A 21,353-nucleotide genomic window follows, 5' to 3' on the forward strand; every position below is an offset into this window, starting at 1 on the left:
AGATCGGCAGCTCTCAGCCTACGAGCGTAGATGGTCCGCCCCGATCTAAACGGACAATGTCGCGTTCCGTCTCCGCGCGCTCGACCTACTCACGCAGTGCAGCGATCCAGGCAGCCTCCGGCCGTTCGGCCTTCTCTGCGGCCTACACCCAGCGCCTCAGCGTCTGGCAGCGATGCGCGCATACATGGTGTGGCCAGGGGGACATATCGTTCCGAGCAATGCTCATGACTTGTGGAGTGGCCTCGGATTGGAACGCGACGGACATACCTTTCCGAGTGATCGACTTCTGGTCATCGAGTAGGACCGCATAGCAGCACGGGTCGGGAAGGCACGCCCGTGCTCAACGTATTGAATGCCGACGGCTCCACCGAAACCGGCTCTCTGATGGACGACATCGTCCACGAGGGCGCGAGGCGGCTGCTGGTCACTGCTCGGGAGGCCGAAGTCAACGCCTACATAACCGAGTTGGGCGATCAGCGTGACGCGGCAGGTCAGCGGCTGATGGTCCGCAACGCGACCCCCGGGAACGCGCGTGGCCGCCGGATCAGTGGAGGGGAAGGCGCCGCGGGTCGACGAGACGACCGGTGAGTGCAAGCAATTCCCCTCGAAGATCCTGCCTCGCTGGTGCCGTCGATAAGTGATCTCCACCAGTACGCCGAGGCGCAAGCCTGCCCGGCCCATCTCGCCGCGGCACGCTCCCAGCACGCCTCTTCGCCTACCAGCTCAGCACGGTGTAGTAACCCGTTCCGACTGGCCCGCCGCCGAAGATCCTGTCGTGCCTCGTACTCGACTCCACGGCTGCACCAACCACCTGTGAACGACGCCCCACACCAGGTGCGGGACGTGCAGGATCTACTTCTCAGCGCGGGTGCCGGCATGCTCTACGTCCCATCCGGACCTGCCGACGGCTGAGCATCCGCCAAGTCCGCATCTCCTGCCACGATGACCTTGCCGAACAACCACACCAGACGTGTTGCCCGCACTGTGCCGAGCGCCATGGCCAACTCCGCGAGCCAGTGCACCCCGCCCGTGTCCCTCTCCGTAATGTCCAGAACCGTGGCCAACAGGCAGAGCCCCGAGACCACCAGAGTCGCCCCCAGGATGCTCACCCAGTTCCGTCTGAACTGCGGGCCCTGCATCGGATGTGTGCGCAGCGTCCGCATCCGCTGCCCGGTGGACGCGGCGTATTGAGCGATCGCCGCAGTGATGAAGCTGCCGATAATGGCTGCGACTGTCGCCGTCGCCGTGTAAACGTTGACGCGCTGCTCCCGCGCCGGCCAGCCCAGTACATCGCCTCTGCCGGTGATCAGCACAATGCCCAGATGCGCGCCGGTGATCACGAACGCGACAATCCAGTCCAGGCGCGGCCGCCCCACCCATCGGACCCACAACCAGTCCAGCACCGCTTACTCACCCCCTGAGCTGCCGCTCAGGCTAGCGGTCGGTACTGGCAGGCTTCTTGCAACTCCTGCGCGTGCGTGCGGGCAGCTCCGAAGACAGCGTTGACCGCGAACTGCAGGTCCACCGACCGTCCATCGGTGAATGCGACCGGCACATCGCACTGGGCGGTGATGCGGTGCTCCAGAAAGTCGAGCGGCTCATACTCCAGGGACTGCCGGTGCGGGTCGCGGATCGCGACCTGCCCGTTGACGGAGCGCACCACGCCCGACTCGTCCATCCATTCGTCGAGGTCGGGGATGAACTGCAGGACATCACTGCGTAGTTGGGTCGCGGCCCGGTTTCTGCGAACCAGACTCAGGCGCCCTCCGCGCCTGGGGACCCGCAGGCTGAGAGTGATGGCAGTGTCTGGGTGCCGCTGCCCGAAGCTGCGGAGCGAATGCCCCAGCTCGGATTGTGCGTTCAGAGCTCCGACACTGTCCGCCGGGGCACCCTCCAACTGCACGGTCAGCTCTGACACTGCTTCTATACGGTTCAGTTTTTCGCGGGCCCGCGCATGGATGACCGGCTTCAAAACGACCTCACCCCACGGGAGTCCAACGCCGTTCAACCACTTGGTGATGGCGCTGACCCGCGGTGCGGAGAAGCCGCCATGGAGGGTACCGATGATGTTCCCGTATGGCAGGAAGCAGAGGGTCGTCACGTGCACGACATCGGTGCCGGCCGCGAGCCGCAACGCTTCAATGGTGCCGTTGCTGTGATCGAGTTGGTGAGGCACCTCTCCAGTGATCTTAGCGAGGAGGAGATGATCCTCGGAGGTGGCTGCATCGACGGCCCCGATCAGCCGATCTTCACCACTCTGCACACTGCGTTCGTCAGGCGGTGCGGCCGAGATGCGGTCGAGGAAGCCCCGCCAGTCCTGAGGCTCCATGCGTGGCTGGTGGTTCTTGGCCTCGACGATCTCGAAGAAAAATACTGTGCGCTTGCGCATCGTTCCGGCCATTTCGCCTCCCCCTACTGCTGGCATGGCCCACATGATCGTAGGCACATTTGCCGAGGATCACCGAGCACCGTCCACAGATGGCCGAAAGTTACAGCCTGAGATGCGCCAACTACCGTGCGCGCAAGGGGAGTTTCACGCCCCAGGCCTTGTATGCGGCCTCCGATCTGGCAAGGTGATCGATCATTGGATTAGTTTCGAGAAGCCGTGATTCTCCGCCTCAGGCCAGTAGCACCGGCACACGTCGTACCGACGAGCGGATCCGGCTGCGAAAGGTGCGTGAACGGCGGTGGCGGCAGTAGGCGGCCCGGCGACCCCCAAGCCCGGCCAGCATCAGCCGAAGCGCTGGTACCAAACTCGGCCGTCCCCCTTTCCGTGGGAGCAGGCGGCTCTTGACCACATCAAGCAACGGATGCCGGTCACTGCCCCGCACTACTCGTGGTCGACCTTCTCCTTCACTGCCATGAGCGGCCGCATCAACGAGTGTGACCTGCTCATCGCCGTACCCCGGGGCCTGTATCTGGTCGAACTGAAAGGGCACCCCGGCCGGGTCGCGAACAGCGGCGACACCTGGAGCTTCCACGCCCCCGACGGCCGGATCCGTACGATCCGCAACCCTCTGCACCTCACCGACCTCAAGTCCAAGGAGCTGAAATCCCGACTCCAGGAAGCGGCCCGCGAGCTCTACCCGAGCCTCCGCGTCCCCCGTATCGACCCGGCCGTCTTCCTCTCCGACCCTCTACTCCAGAGCGAATTGGACACAGTTCAGCGCACCCATGTCTACGGACGTGACGGCGTCCGGAGCGGACTCCCGGGGATCTGGGACGAGTTCCTCAGCCTGCCGCCGGAGCGCGAGAACTGGCGGGTCAGGGAGGACTTCACCCGGCACCTGCCCGAGTTGATGAAGAAGATCGGGGTGCGGGCATCGACCGCTCACCTCGACTTCGGCGACGGCTGGAAGCTCGCCTCCCGCCCCCTGGACGCGGGCCCCACGTGGGAGGACCGGCTCGCCGAGCGCAAGGAGATGATCCACGAGGAAGGCCGGGTCCGGGTCTATCTCGTCGAGCAGCAGGCGAGCGAGGAAAAGCGGCGTTCTACGAGCCGTGCCGCCGAGCGCGAGTATCAGGTGCTTCAGGGCATCGCCCACCGAGGTATCGCCCAGGCCGTGGCCCTGCGCCAGCATCAGGGCGGTCCCGCTATCCTCTTCCGCCACCGGGAAAGCGATCTGCGGCTGGACAACTACCTTGCCGTGTACGGCGCGAAACTGACTGAAGCGGTACGCCGTGACATGGTGCGCCAACTCGCCGAGGCCGTCCGCTACGCCCACCGCCGCTCGCTCTATCACCGTGCGCTGGCGGCCCGTTCGGTATACGTCAGCGCACGCGAGAGCGGCAGCGACCCCGTTCTGCGAATCATCGACTGGCAGGCGTCCGCCCGCGACTTCGACACCACCTCACTGCGCTCGCTGGGCGAGAGTTCCTTCACTGGGGAGCACATCGAGGACGCCGCCCAGTGCTACCTCGCACCCGAGACCGACGCCGACTACCCGGACCCGGTGGACCTCGATGTCTTCGGCATCGGCGCGGTGGCGCACCACATCCTGACCGGGATGCCTCCCGCAGAGACCCGTACCGCGCTCAAGGAGCGACTCACGGCCGACGGCGGACTGCACATGTATGCGGTCAGCGACGCCATGGACGCCGGACTCGACGAGCTGGTCTACGCCGCCACCCGAGCCTCTGTCGACGACCGGCTGGACTCGGCCGACGCCTTCCTCAAGCAACTCGATGATGCCGAACAGGCCAGCGCCGCCCAGGCCGTCGCCGTGGAGGCCGACCCCCTCACTGCCACCCCCGGTCAGGCCGTCGACGGCGATTGGACCGTCGAGCGAGTCCTCGGCTCGGGTGCCACGGCACGTGCGCTGTATGTGACACGCGTTACCGAGGACGAGCGCGGCACAAGGGCGGTGGAAGAGCGGGTCCTCAAGGTCGCCCTGGACGCGGACAAGAACGAGCGTCTCGCCTCCGAGGCCACAGCCCTTCAACAGATCAGCAGCGGACGCATCGTCAAACTGTACGAAGGTCCGCGGACCATTGGCGGCCGGACCGTCCTTGCTCTGGAGTACGCGGGCCCCGAAACACTCGGCCAGCGGCTGGCCAGCCATGGGCAGCTGGGCTACGAGGAACTGGCGTCCTTCGGCGAGGACCTTTTCACCGCGCTGGACGACCTTGCGGCCAGAGGTATGCGCCACCGCGACCTCAAGCCTTCCAATCTCGGGATCAAGGTCCGGGACGACGACGAGCAGCAGCTCGTGCTGTTCGACTTCTCCCTGGCCAATGTCTCCGACCGGGACATCAAGGCGGGCACCCGCGGCTATCTCGATCCGTTTCTGGGCGATGCACGGCGTCCTATTTACGACGACTACGCGGAGCGGTACGCCGCCGCCGTCGTCCTGCACGAGATGGCCGCCGCCGAGCGCCCCATGTGGGGCAACGGCGCGGACGATCCGCTCACAGCGCTGAAGGACGAGCTACCGCTGCTCGCCGCCGACGCATTCGTGGGGGTTCTGAGGCCCGGTCTCGAAGCATTCTTCGAGCGGGCCCTGCACCGGGACGTCAACCGCAGGTTCGAGTCGCTGCGGCAAATGCGGGACGCCTGGCGGGCGATCTTCACCGAGGCCGACCGCACCCAGCCTCCGCCGACCACCGACACCGTCTCGATACTGGGGGCCGGCGGGCTGCCGGAGGGGCTCTCCGAGGACGACATCCGGGATCTGTATGCGGAGAGGGCGAAGCTCGGAACGACCCTCAGGGATGCGGGGCTGACCGAGCGGGCGGCGGCTGTGGCCGAGGAACTCGGCGCGGTGACAGTCCGCGAGCTACTGGATGTGCCGTTGCCCCGCTTCCGGGGCAAGCGCGGGATCGGCGCGGTCGTCAAGAAGGAGCTCAACCGACGACACCGTCAGTGGACGTCTGCCCTGCGGCCGAGGAAGCCCAAGGCCGTGGCCGTGCCGGTACAGCCCCCGGTGCCAGCGGCAGACGACATGCTCGGCGCCGAGCATGAGGCCCGGCAGAACGTGGAAAGGCTCGCCGCACTCCTCAACCCGGTATTGGCCGGCCGCAAGGACAACAAGCGGCCGCAGGTCGTCGCGGCCTGGCTCGGGCTCGATGGAAAAGCAGAGCCGGGCGCCTGGCCGACCAACCGGCAGGTTTCGGAATCCGTCAAGGCCTCCGAGTACACGGTCTCCAGGCACCTAGGATCGGCGATCGGCGAGTGGGCCTCTGCGGACTGGATGACCCTCCTGTGCGGTGAGCTGGTGGAAGCCGTCCAGGATGCAGGACGCGTGATGACCGCCCGCGAACTGGCCCGGGTGCTCAGCGCGGGTCATGGCTCCGAGAGCGAATCCACCGAGGGCACGGAGGCCGCCGCGCTCGCCGTCGTACGAGCCGCTGTCGCCGCCGAGACCCTCCTCACCGGCCGCGACGAGGACCATGAGCCCCGGCTCGCGCAGATGCGGCGGCGGGGGCGTCTGATCGTAGCCCTGGAGTCGCTGGACGGCTCCGACGATCCGACTTCCGATGAACTCGCCGCGTACGCCATTGAGTTGGGCGAGGCCGCCGAGAAGGTCGCTGCCGCCGAACCGCTACCTGACCGGGCCGCGGCGCTCCGCGACCTGCGTGCGGTGCGCACACCGGAAGGCATGGCCCCGCTCCCGGACGCCCGGCTCGTCACCCTGGCCGCAGCGACTTCGGTAGGTGCCGCGGCCTCGCCCCGGCTTGAGCTGTACCCCCGGACATTGGAGCTGTGGCGGGCCCTTCAGATCTCGCAGGCCGCGGCGGGTGTACGGCGCGAGGTCGGCATCAGCCTGGAGGGGCTGCTGGCTCGGCTGCGCTCTCGCTTCCCCGAGATGGTGCTGGGCAAGCCCACGTACATCGAGGTCGAGGATGCGCTCAAGAAGGCCGGCTTCCCGCTGACGTACGAGACGGCCGAGGCGCGCTTCAAGCCTCCGGTGCCGGTCTCGGCGGTGACCGGCAGCAGCTGGCTGTACTCCTCCACCGGCACGGTGACCGGAGCCTCTCGTGCGCTGGCGGCGGGAGCCGCCGCCGGGCGCGAGCCGTCGTTGCTGCTCGCCGCGAAGCTCGACTCCGCAGTACGGGAGGGCGGTTTCCTCGCACTGAACGTGCACGTCAAGCGGTTACGGGGTGAGACGGGTTCGGTTGCGGACGCGGTGGCCGAGGCATTCCCGGTCGTACCGGTGAGCCTGGCACGGGTCTTCCTGGAGGAGTTCCGGGCGCTGGCGGGAGAGCACGGCACGGACTGGTCCAAGGTGCTGGGCGCGGACACCCGGTACACAAGGAGCGGCGAACTCCCCGGCGGGCTGCGGTCGTTCGTGGTCCGGGTCTGGCCTCGCGTCGCTGCGCAGTTGGAGAAGACGGCCTCGCGGGAGCCGGGGACAGTGTTGTTCGTACATACATCTGGGCTGCTCGCGCACTACTACGAGGCGGGTGGGCACGACCTGCTGGTCGGCTTGCAAGCCGGTGCGCGCAAGCCAGGCGGGCGACCGCACGGACTGTGGTTGCTCACCCCTTCGCACAATCCGCAGGGCGGACCGGAGCTGGACGGTCGCACGGTAGAGATAACCGGCGGCGACGCGGAACGCGTGGTACTGACCGAGGGCTTCCTGAAGGACTTGGCCACCATCTGGGCCGCACATCGAGAGGGTTTGGGACAGTGAGCGCACGCGGTAGCGGCCAGGATGGATTACTGAAGGACCTCCGCAAGCAGGTCGCGCTCCTGGAGGACGACTTGCGGGCGCGCAGCGACTCGGAGGAGGAGTACCGGGACAGGCTCGCAGACGAGTACGCGCGCGCCTGCGCCGCCGGGCGGACAGCGGCCATGTACGAGGCATGGCGCGACGAACGGGTCATGCAGGTCGCGGCAGCGTGGGTGCTGGGATGCGTCTTCGTCCGATTCTGCGAGGACAACGGGCTAATCGCGCGTCCGTGGCTAGCAGGTGTCGGCGAGCGGCTCAAGGACGCAGAGGACCACGACACGGCGTTCTTCGCCGCGAACCCGGAAAAGAATGACCGTGACTGGATCATCGCGGCGTTTGATCATCTTGCTGGCACCAACCCGACGGTGGCGGGGCTCTTCGACCGCGTGCACAACCCATTGTGGGAGATCTCGCCTTCGTATGAGGCAGCAACGGCGTTATTGAAGTTCTGGCGGCGGGTTGGTTCGGGCGGCGAGATCGTGCACTCGTTCGTGAACGAGGACTTGGACACTCGATTCCTGGGTGACCTATATCAGGATCTGAGCGAGCACGCGAGGAAGACGTACGCGCTGCTCCAGACCCCGGTGTTCGTGGAGGAGTTCATCCTCGATCTGACATTGGAGCCGGCGGTGAAGGAGTTCGGTCTAGAGCCCGTCGTCTCCCTTGTCGACGGGCACGGCATCGTACGGGAACTCCCCGCAGGCCTGCGCACGATCGACCCGGCGTGCGGCTCTGGGCACTTCCTGCTGGGGATGTTTGAGCGGCTGCTGGAGAAGTGGCGCGACTTCGACAAGGGCGCGGATGACTGGACGCTGATCCGGCGGGCGCTGGATGCAGTGCACGGGTGCGACAAGAACCCGTTCGCAGTGGCTATCGCGCGGTTCCGGCTGATGATTGCCGCGCTCAAAGCGGCGGACGCGAAGCGGCTGGACACGGCTCCCGGGTTCCGGATCAACCTGGCCGTGGGGGACTCTTTGCTTCACGGACGCGGAGCCCCAGGGGTTCGCCAGGGGCTGTATTCCGATCATGAGCAGTTCTTCTACACCACCGAAGACATATACGACTTCACGAAGAGTTGCGACCTACTCGGGAGAGGTTCGTACCACGTTGTAGTCGGCAACCCGCCTTACATCACAGTAAAGGATAAGCAGGAAAACCTGGCCTACAGGGAACGGTACGACACGTGCGCAGGAACGTACGCGTTGTCGATACCGTTCGCGCAGCGGATATTCGAGTTAGCGGTGCGCACCAGCGGGTCAGAGCGCGCGGCAGGATTTACGGGCCAGATCACGGCAAACTCCTTCATGAAACGCGAGTTCGGAAGAAAACTGATCGACTGGTTCCATCAAAAAGTTGACTTGACACATGTCATCGACACTTCCGGCGCCTACATTCCGGGGCACGGGACGCCAACGGTTATCTTGGTTGGGCGAAATCGCACGGCCTACCAAGAAGATTTAGTCCGTACTGTCATGGGAATACGCGGCGAACCCTCGCAGCCGGATGACGCATCAAGCGGTCTCGTCTGGTCCGCCATTTATCAGCAGATCGATCAACCTGGCAGCGAGAGCGAATGGGTCTCGTCAGTCGATTCTGCACGTAATCAGCTCGCAGAGTATCCATGGTCCCTAAGCGGTGGCGTGGCTGGGGAAATCGCCGAGGAGATCGCATCAGGACGGCAGAAGCTGGGCTCCAGGGCTACCAGCATCGGGCGAACCACAGCAACTGGCGCCGATGATGCCTTTTTCCTCCCGGACGTAAGTACCGCACGACGCCTCAGGGACCATTCGGCAATTCGAACGCTGATCACGGGTGACGTCGTTCGAGATTTCAGATTCACAGATTCGGTCGCAGTTCGTAACCCTTATTCAGGCCCAGAAAACCGACAGACCATCAATTCGGACCACCATCTCATCAAACACAGTTTATGGCCCTTCCGAACTCAATTATCGAAGCGCGTCATCTTCGGCAAAACTATAATCGAGAACGGTTACCCTTGGTATTGCCATCTCGAGAACTATTCGAGCAAGCTCACAACCCCGAAGGGAATATCCTTCGCCTTCGTTGCCACGCATAATCACTTCACTCTCGACACCCAGTCGCGCTTATTTAATCGTTCCGCGCCGGTGATCAAACTGCCGGATAGTGCGAGCGAGGACGAGTACTTGGCACTGTCGGGAGTACTCAATTCGTCGGCAGCATGCTTCTGGCTCAAGCACGTCTGCCACGACAAGGGTAGCCAGTCCGGCACCGGTGGCTTCATGCACGATGAATGGGAACGCTTCTACGAATTCGCCGGGGCTAAACTTCAGGATTTCCCCCTGCCCGACCGGCTTCCTCTATCCCTCGGCCGCATCCTCAACTCTCTCGCTCAAGACGTCGCCATTCACGAGCCCTCGGCCATATGCGCCGCGGACGAGCCGCCCACGCCCATCCGCCTCGATGCCGCCCGGGACACCTGGACCCGCGCCCGCCAGCGCATGGTCGCCCTCCAGGAGGAGCTCGACTGGGTGGTGTATCACTCCTACGGACTCCTCGCTGACGACGAGGTAGCCCGACTTACAGCCTCCTCGCTCAGCACCATTCCCCAAGTGAGCCTCGGAGAGCGGGCATTCGAGATCGTATTGGCTCGGAAGCAAGCAGCTGGCGAGGCTGAGACTGTGTGGTTCGGGCGGCACGGCTCCACCCCCATCACCGAGATCCCAGCCCACTGGCCGGACTGGTACCGGGATATCGTGCAGGCCCGCATCGACACCATCTCCGCCCGCCACGACATCGCGCGCATCGAGCGTCCCGAGTGCAAGCGCCGCTGGGCCACTGACCCCTGGGAAAAGCAGGAGAAGGCCGCTCTGCGGACCTGGCTACTCGACCGGTGCGAGAACAAGTCCCTCTGGTTCCACATCCTCAATGACTTCGAGCAACCCCGCACCCTCACCATCGGCCAGCTCGCAGACGAACTCGAAAGGCTCCCGTACGCGGACGCGATCCGCAACACTGCTTCGCTTTACGCCGCCCATCTTGGCAAGCCGAACCTCTCCCTCGCCCAAGTCCTCCAAGATGTGGTCGACGCGGAGCACGTGCCCTATCTCGCCGCGTACCGCTACAAGGACACCGGACTTCGCAAGCGCTCGCAGTGGGAGGACGTCTGGGACAAGCAGCGCAAGGAGGACCGCACCGGCGAGCACCTCGACATCGCCGTACCCCCCAAGTACGCCTCCGCGGACTTCACCAGGCAGTCCTACTGGTCGAACCGCGGAAAGCTGGACGTCCCCAAAGAGCGCTTCGTGTCCTACCCGGACGCGAACCCGGACTCCGACCCGACCCTCCTGCTCGGCTGGGCCGGCTGGGACCAACGCGACCAGGCCACTGCCTTGCTGAACATCGTCACCGAGCGCCGCAAACAGCAGGACTGGCCCGCCGAGCGCCTCGCACCGCTGCTCGCCGGAATCGCGGAACTGATGCCGTGGCTTCGGCAGTGGTTCGGAGACGCGGACGACGAGTGGGGCGAGGAGTCGGCAGCCGAAGAGTTCCAGAGCTTCCTGGACGGGGAGTTGGCACGCGAACAGCTCACCCCAGCCGCACTCACCGACTGGCGTCCAGCGAATGCGACCCGTGCACGCAAGACGAAGAAAACGGCAACGACGGCCATGAAGAAGGCGACGGAAGACGATGAGTAACAGTGGCAGCGACCTCTACCTCCGGGACGTGCTGGACCTGCCTGAGTCCGTGCTCGCCGGGTCATTCAAGGTCGAGCTGTCCGGCGGCTTCGATCAGACCGCCGAGCGAGTGCGCGAGTATGTGGTCACCCCGCAGCTGGAACAGTCCCTCCGTCGGGCGCTGAAGATCGTTGAGGCGTCCGTGCGTGCGGGGTCGTCCAACGCCGCGTATCTTCACGGCTCGTTCGGCTCCGGCAAGAGCCACTTCATGACCGTGTTGCACGCCATCCTCTCCAACGCCCCGGCCGCCCGCACCAAACCCACACTCCAGCCGATCATCGCGGACCACGACACATGGCTGCGGGACCGGAAGTTCCTGATGGTGCCGTTCCACCTGGTCGGCGCGACGGACCTCGACTCGGCGATCCTCGGCGGCTATGTCGCCACGGTTCGGCGGCTGCACCCGGACTCACCTGTGCCGCCGGTCTACCGGGCGGACGCGATGTTCGACGACGCCCTCCGCCAGCGGGAGTTCTTCGCGGACGACGCGCAGTTCGTACGCTGGCTCGGTAACCCCACGCTGCCGGAGGACACGAATACCGCCCCACAGCAAGCCGCCGACGACGAAAGCGACCTAGAGGACCTCGACGTCAAGGAGGCCCCGAAGGTCTGGACCCCGGCCCTCCTCGACCTGGCCTTAACATCCGCCCCCGGCGAGCAGGTCCGCGACTGGCTGGCGTCCGCACTGCTCTCCGGCCCGTACTCCTCGTACTCCCGTGGCGCGCTCGGCGCGAAGAACGCCTTCCTGCCCCTCGAAAACGGGCTGGACATCATCAGCCGGCACGCCAAGTCCCTTGGCTACGACGGGCTGATCCTCTTCCTCGACGAGCTGATCCTCTGGCTCCAGGCGCATCTGCGCGAGCGGACCTTCGTCAATGACGAGGTCAACAAACTGGTCAAGCTGATCGAGTCCGGCACGGGTGGCCGCGCGCTGCCGGTCGTCTCCTTCATATCCCGCCAGCGCGACCTGTCCGAGCTGATCGGCTCGGACGCAGTTGGCGCGGAGGCAAAGAACCTGGAGCAGCAGGTCAAATACCTGGCGGGCCGTATCGATCCAATCAGCCTGGAGGACCGCAACCTCCCGGAGATCATCAAGGAGCGGGTCCTCAAGCCGAAGGACGATGCCGCCAGGGCCGTACTTGAAGCGGCCTTCGCCCGGGTCGAGACATCCAACCAGTCAGTACGCGATGTGCTCCTAGACGCCAACGGCGCCACCCATGCCGACTGGGCCGACTTCAAGGCGCTTTACCCGGTCTCGCCCGTCCTCCTCAACGTCCTGGTCGCGCTCTCTGGCGCTCTCCAGCGCGAGCGCACCGGCCTCAAGCTGCTCCAGCAGATGCTCTACAAGAGGCGCGAAGACATGAAGGTCGGCGAGTTGATCCCGCTGGGCGACCTGTGGGACGTACTGGCCGAGGGGATGGGAGAGGCGTTCACGGACCGGCTGCGCAGCGAGGCGGAGGCGGCAACTCGCTTCCACGGCAAGGTAAAGGAGCATCTGCTGCAGAAGTACGGCTCCCCGGACGACACCAAGTTCAAGGCCGACGACCGGTTCGTCAAGACGATGCTGCTCGCCTATCTCGCCCCCGAAGTGCCTGCCCTCGCCCGGCTGACCGGGCCGCGCCTTTCCGCGCTCAACCACGGCTCGATCCGCTCCCGCACCGGGCAGGAGGACCGGATCGTGGTCAAGCGGATGCAGGAGCTCCAGGCGCAGTTCCCCGGCGAGCTGCGCAGTGACGGCAACGACGTGGACCCGGTGTTCACGCTGCATCTGTCCGACCTGGATGTGGAACCGATCCTGGACAGCGTCGGCGAGAAGGACACTCTCGGTGCACGCAAGCGGTGGGTGCAGGAGTGGCTGTGGCGGGAACTGGTGATTGCCGACAACGGCACCCTCGTCGCCGACCGCGAGGTCGTCTGGCACGGCACCCGGCGGACGGCCGAGTTCGTCTTCGAGAACGTGCGCGATACGCAGATCCTCCCCGACACACAGTTCGAGCCGTCCGCGCCGGACCGGATCCGTTTCGTCATCGACTATCCCTTCGACGATGACGACAAGGGCTTGCCCAGCGCGGACGAGAACCGGGTCTTCCGGTTGCAGCGGGAGAAGCCGGATGCGCCGACCGTTGTATGGCTGCCGTCCTTCCTCTCCGCTCAGCGGGGGACCCAGCTCGGCCGGCTCCTGAAGATCAACTACCTGCTGGAGCGCGACCGGTTGAAGGACTTCGCAACCCATCTGTCCTCCGATGACCAGGTACGTGTCAAACATCAGTTGGAGGCGCAGCGCGAGACCCTCGTCTCGCAACTGGGTCAGGTGCTGCACCAGGCGTACGGGATCGCCAAGGCCAACGAGACCGACCTTGGGGCCCAGGTCACCGAGGGGAAGCACGTCCACTCGCTGTATGCCGGACACGTTCCGCAGCTCCAGGGCGGCGGCGCCTTCAAGTACAACTTGCTGAAGCTCGCCGATGGCCTGCTGGACGCGATGTATCCCAAGCATCCGAACTTCGACCGCCAGGAGAGCCGCAAACCGGTCACTCCCGCGAAGTTCAAGATGGCGTACGGGTGGATCGCGAAGGCTATGGACGACGGCTCGCGCCGGGTCGTGGTCGACAGCCGCGAACTGACGGATGTGGCGCGGATTGTGCATCCCTTGGAGTTGGGTGAGGTGCACGACGGGCCGCTGAACGTCTCCACGGACTGGCGCCGTCACATCGACCAGCAGGCGGCCAAGCACGGCGCGAAGGGCGACTTTCCGGTCGAGGACATCCGCACCTGGATCGCCGAGCTCGGCTGGACGGGCCTTGACAAGCTGGTCTCGAACCTGGTGATCGCGACGTACGCGCTGCTCTCCGACCGCTCCTGGATCTACCGTGGCAAGGCCGAACAGGCCCCTGCGCTCGACCAGTTCGGTCCCGGCTGGGCACTGCGGGCGCAGGAGCGGCCCAGCGAGGACGAGTTCACAGCGGCGCACACGCGGGCCGCCGCACTGTTCGGCACGAGCGTGCCGCAGGTGCTGTTCACCAGGAATGTCAACGCGCTCGCGGCGGATGTTCGTGCGAAGGCCGAGGAGCGCGAGGCTGCTGTCAATGGGCTGCGGCGCGCACTGACCCGGTACCGAAGTGCCCTCGGCATCAGCGGGGAGGCGCTGAGCGCCCGCGAGCAGTCGGTGCGGGACGCTGCCGATCTGCTGGCGCGGATCAAACAGAACCTAGAGGCGACACCGCTCGCGCGGGATCTGGCGGCTGCGACATATCTGAGCACCGATGTGGTGCTGGCCAAGACGATGTCCTCGGCGCAGCGGGTACTGGAGGCGCTGGAGCATACCGACTGGGATCTCATCGACAGCGTACGCAAGTACACCGGGCGCGGGGACGGTCTGGCCGACCGGTCCGGGCTGCTGCTCGCCGAGATCGCGGACGCGGCAGGGGCCGACGAGTTCGACACGGATCTGGCCCCGGTACTGAGCAGCGCGCGCGGCCAGGCCGTGGCTCTGATCAACGAGGCAGCGCGGCTCAGCACGGTGACACCCGTGGCGCCCGTCGCGCCCCCGCCGCCCGAGCCTGTCGAGTCGGAGGCGATCGTCCCCCCTGCCCGGGCCGAGGACGACAGGCCGACCACGCACAGTCAGTCGCCATTGCCGTCCACGCCGACCACGCCGACAACCACCCGGCGGTCTCGGCGAGTGAAGGCCACGGACAGCGAAAGTGTCCTGGAAGCCGCACTCAGCAGGGCCCTGGCCGACGTACAGGGCGAGATCCGGGACTATGCGGCCGCGCACCCGGGCGTCGAGATCGAGATCAACTGGCAGGTGCTGCACGCGACTCAGGGCGACAGCGCGAGCGTGCCGGGCGGCGAGGACTGATGGGAGCCACAGTGCCCGAACTCGACCAGCGGGTCGTTACCGGGCTACTCACCACGCGCCTTGCCCACACGAAAGGCCGGCGGCTTGTGCTGGTCCACGGGAAGTACGCGTCCGACGGGCCCACGGAGTTCACCGTGCCGATCGGCGACGGCGAACGGCGCAGGGTTCGGGTCACGCACACCACTTCGGTGCTTGGCCTCACCGATGCCTGGCAGTCTCATCTGGCCACCGAGGGCGCGGACCTGCTGGTGGTCACCACTGATGTGCACGGTGACCGGATCGGCCTCGATCTGCTGGGCGAGATGGTGCGTTCGCAGATCATCGCCGTCGACGAGGCCGACATCGTCAAGCAGCTCTTCGGCGCCGCAGACCTCGACCCGCGGATGCGACGGGACCCGTGGCTGTGGCTGCCCGGCGCGCTGATCGTCGCCGAACCGGTGGGCGGCTGGCCGCAGCACGGGGCCGTGCTCACCCTGGACGCGGCGATGCGAGCCCTCGTCGGGGTGCGGCTCGGGCTTGAGGGCGTCTTCGAGGGTGGGGCATCGGTGGACGTCGATGCGCTGCTCACCTGGTCCCGTACGCCCGGCGGCCCGGAGCGCTTTGCCGCGCTGCCCGAAGCCGAACAGCAGGGCATCACCGACTGGCTGGCACAGAGCGCGGGCGAGGCCGCCCCTGTACTGCTGCGGCTCGCGCTCCGCGGCCGGGGGACCGAGGCAACCGCGCTCGGTGTGCTGGCGTCCGTCATGACCGGAAAAGCCGCGTCGGCCGACGCGGCCGTCGCACTGGGTACGGTCTTTGGCATGGTCGGTTCCCGGCCCTCCGAACTCCGCGCCTACGCACGGGCGGTGGAAGGCACGCTGACCCGCTGGATCGGTGAGGCGGCGGGGCGGGGGCCGCAGAGCATCGATGCCCGGCAGCGGGTGCTCGACGTACTGCTCCAGGCCGACGAGCTGGCGGGCAGCGCCCATCTGACATCTGCGCTAGCCGACAACCCGTTTCTTCCCTCCGGCTTCCAGTCACGACTGCATCGGCTGGCCGAGGCGCTTACTGAGGAACCGGAGGAGGCACAGGCAGCCTGGGATCACGTTCAGGAGCATCATCTCGCCGCCGACTTCTATCCGAAGCGGGTCGAGCTGGCGCGCATGGCGGTACGGCTGAGGCACTGGCTGGACGGGCAGGAGCCTGTGGTGTCCTCGGTCGACCAGGCCGTGCACACACACGTCGCCGACTGGGGGTGGGTGGACCGGGCGCTGGCCCAGCTGTGGGTGGGCGACGCCGAGGCCGAGGCCGCTCTGGTCGAGGCGTACCGCACCGTGCACGACGCGGCGCGACGGCGGCGAGCGGTGCTCGACGAAGCCTTCGCGGCCGAGCTCGGGCCGTGGACGCAGCACGCAAGTGCTGCGCAGCCCGGTGGAGTGCTGCTCATCGAGGACGTACTGCGGACGGTCGCCTTGCCGCTGGCAGCCGAGCGGCCGCCGCTGGTGCTCGTCCTGGATGGGATGAGTAGCGCGGTCGCGGCTCAGCTCGGCGAAGAGCTGACAGGTGTGGGGCGGTGGCGCGAACTGTCCGGCGGGGGGCGGAGGGCGGCCGCGGTCGCGACGATTCCGTCGGTGACGTTGCTCAGCAGGGCCACACTCTTGTGTGGGCGTCCGGTGTCGGGCGGGCAGAGCGTGGAGAAGGAGGGATTCGCCGCTTTCTGGCAGGAGAACGGGCATGCTGCAGCCCTCTTCCACAAAAACGAGATTCCCGGGCCTGCGGGGCACCTGCTCGATCCGCGGCTGGTCGCGGCGATCGCCTCGGACGCCGTGGTGGGTGTCGTTCTGGACGCCGTCGAAGAGAGCCTCGACCACGGCCAACGGAGTTCACTCGCGGACTGGGCTGTGAACCGTGTTAAGTACCTCCCCGAGCTACTCAACTCTGCGCGTGGGCAAGGGCGTCCTGTGGTGCTGGTGTCCGATCACGGCCATGTGCTGGACCGGCAAGGGTCCGAGGTGGGACCGGTGGATGCTGAGGGTGTTGAGTCGGCCCGCTGGCGTACCGGGACGACGGTCAGTGAAGGCGAGGTCGTGCTGGACGGACCGCGGGTGCTGGAGAACGGCGGCCGCGTCACCGTGCCCTGGTCGGAGGAGATCTGCTATACCCCGCGCAGAGCCGGGTACTACGGCGGTGCGGCGCTCGCCGAGATGACGGTGCCGGTGCTGGTGCTGGCGCCGTCTGCCGACCTCGCGCCCGTGGGGTGGGCCGAGTTGCCGCGTGAGTCCGTGCAACCGTCGTGGTGGGAGGCGAGTACCGCACTGGCGCCGGTGACGGCTCCCGCTCCCGCACCGTCCTCCAAGCCTGTGAGGAAAACGCCGTCAGCCAAGCCGAAGGCCCGGCCGCAGGAGGGTGAGCTCTTCACCGACGACGCGGTCCCGGTTCCCGTGGCCAAGGCAGCGCCCGCCGTGCCGGCTCCGCACACGCTCGGCCGCCAGATCGTCGACACCAAGATCTACGAGCAGCAGGGCAAGTTCGTCCGCAAAACCCCTGACCGCAAGGTGGTGGCCGCCGTCATCGACGCACTCGACGCTTCGGGCGGCACCCTCTCGCTCGCGGCAGTCGCCGCCGCCGCTGTCGCTTCGGGCGGCCGCACGCACACCCGCCCCGAGGGCTTCGTCACCGTGCTGACCCGGCTGCTGAACATCGAAGGCTACGAGGTCGTCAGCCTGATCGACTCCCGGACCCGGGTCCGGCTCAACCGCGACACACTGCGCGAGCAATTCGAACTGCCCAAGGGGAGCGCATGAGCGCCGCACCCGTGAGCGCGGCCCGCCGACGCGAGGTCATTGACGCGTTGCGACGCGGGACCGTACCCCAGTCCGGCCTCGATCTGTTCGCAGTCGGCCTGGAACGCTTCAGGCCCGCGCTGGACGAGCGGATCGCCACGATCACGACAGGCGGCGCGGCATTCCACGCAATCCGCGGCGAGTACGGGTCCGGCAAGACTTTCTTCGCCCGCTGGCTCGCCGAACGGGCAAAGCGGGCGGGGCTCGCCGCCGCCGAGATCCAGATCTCGGAGACGGAGACGCCCCTTCACAAGCTGGAGACGGTCTACCGGCGGCTCACCGAACGGCTGACCACCGCGACAGAACCTGCCAGCGCCCTGCGCTCGGTGATCGACGGATGGTTCTACACCCTTGAGGAGGAGGTGAACGAGGCACAGCCCGAACTCGCCGAAGACAGCGCGGCGTTGGAGGCGGCCGTCGAAGCCCTGACGGAAGAGCGGCTGCGTGCCGTCGCCCAGACCACCCCCGCCTTCTCCGCCGCACTGCGCGGCTACCGCAAGGCCACCCTGGACGGAGACGCGGCGACCGCGGAGGCTGTCATCGCCTGGCTCGGCGGCCAGAAGTCGGTCGCCGCTTCCGCGCGGCGCACAGCCGGCGTGCGCGGAGACCTCGACCACTTCGCGGCGCTCGGCTTCCTCCAGGGGCTGCTCACCGTGCTGAAGGACTGCGGGCATCCCGGACTTCTGGTGGTCCTCGACGAGATCGAGACCCTGCAGCGGGTGCGGGGAGATGTACGGGAGAAGGGGCTGAACGCCCTGCGGCAGCTACTCGACGAGATCGACGCAGGCCGCTTCCCCGGTCTCTTCCTGGTGATCACCGGCACCCCTGCCTTCTACGACGGGCAGCAGGGCGTTCAGCGGTTGCCCCCGCTCGCCCAGCGACTGGCCACTGACTTCTCCACCGACCCGCGCTTCGACTCGCCGCGTGCAGTGCAGCTGCGCCTGACCGGTTTCGACCTCCAACGACTGGGTGAACTCGGGCGTTCTGTAAGAGACTTGTATGCAGGAGCGGCCCGGAATCCTGAGCGTGTCGCCTCGCTCGTCGACGATGGGTACGTGGCAGAGCTGGCCACCGCGATGACGGGAAGGCTCGGCGGGCGGGCCGGGATCGCGCCGCGTCTGTTCCTGCGCAAGCTCGTCGCGGACGTACTGGACCGGGTGGACGAGTTCGAGGATTTCGACCCGCGTAAGCACTACGCGCTGACGTTGAACGCCGACGAGCTGAGCGAGGTCGAGCGCAACGCGGCGGCGGACAGCGCCGACGAGATCGAGCTGGAGCTGCCGTGACGGGCGCCCCCGAGCCGTTGGATCGATTGCACCCCGGGCTGGTCCACCACATCGTCAACACCCTGGAATGGCCCGGGCTTCGCCCGCTTCAGGAAGAGTCGATCGAACCGCTACTGGACGGCTCGGATGCTGTACTCCTCGCTCCGACCGCAGGCGGAAAGACCGAGGCCGCGTCGTTTCCTCTGTTGTCGAAGATGGCGGCGGAGAACTGGACAGGAACGTCCGTCCTGTACGTCTGTCCTCTCAAAGCGCTGCTGAACAATCTTCTGCCACGTCTGGAGACGTACACCTCCTGGCTGGGACGGACTGCTGCCTTGTGGCACGGAGATGTCTCACAGCCACGTCGTAAGAAAATCCTGCGCGACCGCCCGGACGTACTGCTGACAACACCCGAGTCTCTGGAAGCGATGCTGGTCAGCACGAACGTCGACCATCGGGCCTTCTTCTCCGGGCTGAGGGCGATCGTGGTGGACGAGGTGCATGCCTTCGCAGGGGACGACCGGGGCTGGCACCTGCTGGCCGTGCTCGAACGGCTGGAGCGGGTTGTCGGGCGTCCGGTGCAGCGGATCGGGCTCTCCGCAACGGTGGGCAACCCGGAGCAACTGCTCACCTGGCTGCAAGGCTCGGGAAGCGGACAGCGCACAGCGCAAGTCGTCGCCCCGCATCTGCGCGAGGAAAAACCCGTACTGCCGCCACCCGGCGACGTCCAACTCGACTATGTGGGGTCGCTGGAGAACGCAGTCACAGTAATCGCCGCCCTGCACCGCGGCGAAAAACGACTGGTGTTCTGCGAATCGCGCCGCCAGGTCGAGAAACTCGGCGAAGGCCTGCGGGCGAAGGGTGTGACCACGTTCTTGTCACACGCCTCATTGTCGGTGGATGAGCGGCGGCGGGCGGAAGAGGCATTCGCCGACGCACGGGACTGCGTGATCGTCTCAACCAGCACATTGGAACTCGGCATCGACGTAGGCGACTTGGACCGTGTCATCCAGATCGACGCGCCCGGCACCGTGGCCTCCTTCCTCCAGCGCCTCGGCCGCACCGGCCGACGGCCCGGCTCCACCCGCAACTGCCTCTTCCTCACCGTCGACGAGGACGGCCTGCTCAGTGCGGCAGCCCTGCTCCTGCTGTGGTCGCGCGGCTGGGTGGAACCTGTCGTAGCCCCGCCTGAACCCCGGCACATCGTCGCCCAGCAAGTACTGGCCCTCTGCCTGCAGGAACACCGCGTGGGAGACCGGCTCTGGCAGGAATGGTGGGGCGGGCTCGGCCCCTTCGGTCCCTCAGCCGAGCCCATCGTTCGTCACCTGCTCGACGAGGGGTACCTGGACCGGGACGGAGGCATGTTGTTCATCGGTCCCGAGGCTGAACGCCGCTTCGGCTACCGGCACTTCATGGATCTCACCGCGGTCTTCACCGCTCCCCCGGAATTCGCGGTCCTGTCGGGCCGTACCGAAATCGGCACGACCAATCCCGCATTGCTCACCGAAGAGGTGCCGGGCCCAAGGCGCCTGCTCCTCGCCGGGCGGAGCTGGCAGGTGACCTACATCGATTGGTCCCGCCGTCGATGTTTCGTCGAACCGGTCGAGAGCGGCGGCAAGGCGCGGTGGGATGGAGCGGGCTCGGGCCGAAGCGCCTCGTACGAGCTGACCCGCGCTGCACGGGAGGTATTGCTCGGCGCCGATCCGCCGGTTTCCGTCACCCGACGCGCGGAGGCTGCGCTCGCCCAGGCCCGTGAGGACAGCGCGGAACTGGTCCACCCCGACGGAACAGTGATCGTGCGAGGCGGGCATGACACCAATGTGCGCTGGTGGACCTGGGCCGGCTACCGGGCGAACGCCACCCTCGCCGCCACGCTCACCACGGTCGCCGATCCGCTCCAGCGGCCCACCGACTCCTGCATCCGGCTCCGCGAGGACGTGACGCCCTCGGAATGGAAGAAGGCCACTTCCGAGGCCGCTGATCAGCTGTGTCTACCCTCAGTGGACTCCCGCGCGTTGAACGGCCTCAAGTTCAGTGCCGCACTGCCACCTCGCCTTGCGGAAGCGACGCTTGCCGCACGTCTGGCGGACCTCCAAGGTGCAGCCGCTACCTTGCGAGAGACGTCCACGTTCAGCAAGCCTCGTGGGTAGTAGCGGTTCCTCGCGGATACCGCGCCCGGTACCGCATCGACGACCGACAGCGGTCAGGCCGAGGCGATCCGTGCCGCGATGCTTGGCACGAGCCGCTGCTCAGACAGCCGGCCTGTCTTCCCGAGGGCCTGCACAGCCAGGTTCAAACAGCGCCAGTGCGAACATCAAATTCCTTGAGTCCTGGGAGCCGGACTGTGAATCGCCCCGGGATGCGAACGTCGGCCGCACAGCGGAGCTACGCAGAATCGGGATCACCCACCTGCCTGAAACCTGAGTGCGTCAGCAGCCACTCGCCAACAGGTCGACACCGGCTCCGTACACAAGACCGTCACCCATCTGGCGTTAACGGTCTGAACTGGGCTCTGG

General features: G+C 66.6%; 9 protein-coding genes. 7 read left to right on the forward strand and 2 right to left on the reverse strand.

Annotated features, from left to right (window positions below; all coding sequences use genetic code 11):
• The first annotated feature begins 336 nt into the window (after positions 1–336).
• Positions 337–588 carry a hypothetical protein gene (locus OG407_RS16680; protein ID WP_405858844.1) on the forward strand — a complete coding sequence of 84 codons (252 nt, stop codon included), beginning with the start codon at positions 337–339 and terminating at the stop codon, positions 586–588.
• 293 nt (positions 589–881) lie between these two features.
• On the opposite strand, the gene OG407_RS16685 is transcribed toward OG407_RS16680, so the two are convergent.
• On the reverse strand, positions 882–1,403 hold the full coding sequence (locus OG407_RS16685) for a hypothetical protein (RefSeq protein WP_387181743.1): 522 nt from the start codon (positions 1,401–1,403) through the stop codon (positions 882–884).
• Positions 1,404–1,429: 26 nt separating this feature from the next.
• Positions 1,430–2,401 carry a hypothetical protein gene (locus OG407_RS16690; RefSeq protein ID WP_266768076.1) on the reverse strand — a complete coding sequence of 324 codons (972 nt, stop codon included), beginning with the start codon at positions 2,399–2,401 and terminating at the stop codon, positions 1,430–1,432.
• 286 nt (positions 2,402–2,687) lie between these two features.
• Here OG407_RS16690 and pglW point away from each other — a divergent pair, with 286 nt between their 5' ends.
• The 6 genes from pglW to OG407_RS16720 are packed head-to-tail and all read left to right on the forward strand — an operon-like array spanning position 2,688 to position 20,987.
• Positions 2,688–7,133 carry a BREX system serine/threonine kinase PglW gene (pglW, locus tag OG407_RS16695; RefSeq protein ID WP_405858847.1) on the forward strand — a complete coding sequence of 1,482 codons (4,446 nt, stop codon included), beginning with the start codon at positions 2,688–2,690 and terminating at the stop codon, positions 7,131–7,133.
• The gene (gene pglX / locus OG407_RS16700) at positions 7,130–10,849 is read left to right on the forward strand and encodes a BREX-2 system adenine-specific DNA-methyltransferase PglX (RefSeq protein WP_327404501.1); all 3,720 of its coding nucleotides are present in this window, start codon (positions 7,130–7,132) and stop codon (positions 10,847–10,849) included. Before pglW ends, pglX begins: the two co-directional genes overlap by 4 nt.
• Positions 10,842–14,750, forward strand: a complete 3,909-nt coding sequence (locus OG407_RS16705) for a PglY protein (protein WP_405858849.1) — start codon at positions 10,842–10,844, stop codon at positions 14,748–14,750. The genes pglX and OG407_RS16705 overlap by 8 nt, the downstream gene beginning before the upstream one ends.
• Positions 14,750–17,533, forward strand: coding sequence for a BREX-2 system phosphatase PglZ (gene pglZ / locus OG407_RS16710; protein ID WP_405858851.1), 2,784 nt, complete (start codon positions 14,750–14,752; stop codon positions 17,531–17,533). The genes OG407_RS16705 and pglZ overlap by 1 nt, the downstream gene beginning before the upstream one ends.
• A complete protein-coding gene (gene brxD / locus OG407_RS16715; RefSeq protein WP_384170793.1) occupies positions 17,530–18,858 on the forward strand; it encodes a BREX system ATP-binding protein BrxD in 1,329 nt (442 codons plus the stop codon). The genes pglZ and brxD overlap by 4 nt, the downstream gene beginning before the upstream one ends.
• Entirely contained in the window at positions 18,855–20,987 is a 2,133-nt protein-coding gene (locus tag OG407_RS16720) for a DEAD/DEAH box helicase (protein WP_405858853.1), read from the forward strand. The genes brxD and OG407_RS16720 overlap by 4 nt, the downstream gene beginning before the upstream one ends.
• The last annotated feature ends 366 nt before the right edge of the window (positions 20,988–21,353 follow it).

Origin of the sequence: Streptomyces sp. NBC_01515, assembly GCF_045040345.1 — a bacterium.
Taxonomy (GTDB): Bacteria; Actinomycetota; Actinomycetes; order Streptomycetales; family Streptomycetaceae; genus Streptomyces.